The organism is Mesorhizobium sp. M1E.F.Ca.ET.041.01.1.1 (genome assembly GCF_003997355.1).
GTDB lineage: Bacteria > Pseudomonadota > Alphaproteobacteria > Rhizobiales > Rhizobiaceae > Mesorhizobium.
Genome location: NZ_RZSL01000805.1, coordinates 1 through 2,189, shown reverse-complemented (window position 1 = coordinate 2,189; position 2,189 = coordinate 1). Strand labels below are relative to the sequence as shown.

The 2,189-nt window shown below is 63.7% G+C and carries 1 protein-coding gene; it reads right to left on the bottom strand.

The features are described 5' to 3' along the window. Nucleotides 1-1,620: FGGY-family carbohydrate kinase (locus EOA38_RS34405; RefSeq protein WP_145966221.1), on the bottom strand; the 1,620-nt coding region annotated here is incomplete at its 3' end. Between the last annotated feature and the right edge of the window lie 569 nt (nt 1,621-2,189).

Below are 2,189 nucleotides of genomic sequence, written 5' to 3'. Positions count from 1 at the left end.
TCTTGCTCCTTCAGGCGTTTCGGCGGAGGCGCCTGCCGCGTTGCGGCGCGCGGCAGCCAGAGCATCCCAGGCAGGCCCCAGCACCTGGCGTGCCGCGCGGAATGCCGTGAAAAGGTCGTCATAGGCCGCAATCAGCGCCGGATCGGGCGTCTCGACGGGCCCCAGCAGCGGCGTGACCCATTCGGCGACGCAGGCGTTCATGTCGGGATACGCGCCGATGGCGACTGCCGCCATCATCGCGCAACCGGCGGCACCGGCTTCCTCGCGCGACGACACGCGCACCGGCGCATGAACCGCCGCCGACAGGATGCCGCGCAATCCCTTCGAACGGGCCGCGCCACCCGAAAGCCGCAGTTCCGACGGCAGGTCGCCCATCGCCGCATAGCAGTCGCGTATGGCGAGCCCCAGCCCTTCGATGACGGCACGGACCACATTCGCATAGCGATGGCTGACCGACAGGCCGACGAATCCGGCACGGGCGTTGGCATTGACGAACGGTCCGCGCTCGCCGGCGTCCGAAATGTAGGGGTGATAGACCACCTGGCCGGGTTGGCTTGCGGCGAGCCACTGATCGATGCGGCCGACCAGTTCACTGTGATTGGCCTCGTGCCCGAATTCTTTCAGCACATCCGCCGCCAGGCCAAGGACCCAGTCGATGTTGAGCGAGGTCGCCATGTTGGTCTGCACCTGCGTCACCAGGCCCGGAATGGGCAGGGCAATGACGTAGCCCGAACCCTCCTTGTTGAGGTGGACCCCGTTCGTGGGCACGGCACGCATGTGGACGCCGGTCGAGCCGACGATCGAGCAGGCGACGTCTCCCTCGCCGCCGCAGACCCCGGCGCCGAGCGCGGTCATGACCATATCGACATAGCCGAGGCTGACGGGAGTACCCGCTTTCAGCCCCGTCTCGGCCGCCGCCTCGGCGGTAAGCGGATGGGTCGCCATCGTGCCGTCGACGATCTCCGGCAAGAGCTTGCGCCGCCGGGAAAGGCCGAGCGCCTCGATGACCGTGTCGTCGTAGCGGCGGGTACGGAAATTGCCGAAGGTGAAGCTCGCCTCCGAGGGGTCGGTGGCGCGCACACCGGTCAGGTTCAGATAGAGCCAGTCCTTGCAGTGCAGCGCGACTTCGGCATGGTCGAGAAGGTCGGGCGAGTAACTGTCCATATGGGCCATCTGACTGCCCTGCTGGCAGGTATTCAGCCCTGTTCCAGTCGCCTCGAAGCGGGCGCGGCTGAGCGGACCCGCGGCCAGGCGCTCGACAGTGGATGACGCGCGTGCGTCGAGCCAGAGCCATGCATCGGCGACCGGCTTGTTTTCACGACCGACGAGCCAGGTGCCGTCGCCCTGTCCGGTGACCGCGAGAGCGGCGGTGCGCGCGCCCAGGTTTTCAACCTTGTCGCCGAGCCCTCGAAGTGCCGCGGCGCAGTCGCGCCAGGTCTGGGGAAGCGACTGCGTCGCCGAGCCGTCGGCACCGGACGCGTATCGGTTCGGAACCGAAGCCGACGCAATCTGACGACCGCTCAGATCGAAGGCGACCGCCTTGATGACCGACGTGCCGGAATCGATGCCTACGATGACATCAGCGCCAGCCACGGACCGCTCCGCTTCCGCTGCCAACATGCCTGGACCGGCAACAGGGCAATGTCTGTTTCCTTCTCGTTTTCCGCCTGCGGCTCGCCGCGAATGCGTGGCCGCGCGAAGAAGCGCCGTTACGCGCTCTCTCGTGACGGCGCTCGCTTTTGCCGCATTCTAAATTATCATGGAAATAACACAATGGTTGATTTTTTTTGCAGACATCGAAAATTTTTTCAGATACGCTGATTTTAGCGAGAGCGAAAACAACGATCCGCCTCACATCGTCTTCGCCAAGCAAACGGGAGAGCGAACAGATAAGCGACCGGCCCCTTCTGACTTGGTTTCAGTTCGCGGCTCGGTATGAGATGGCGAAACGAAATCGCCACTAAATCAGATAGTTACTTGAAAGCATTTCGCAGCCGCGGCGTTTTCTTGCCGCGCCTGCGAAACGCATAGTCTCCCATGATCGGCCATGGCGGCAACTGCTGACGCAGGGTTTCCGCGGGAGGCGGCCTTTTGAGAATTGGCATGGCAGGAGGCTCTCCCGGCGGGTCAAAATCCGGACAAAAGGGAATTCCGATCTAACATGCTTGACGCAAAGATAACACTAATAT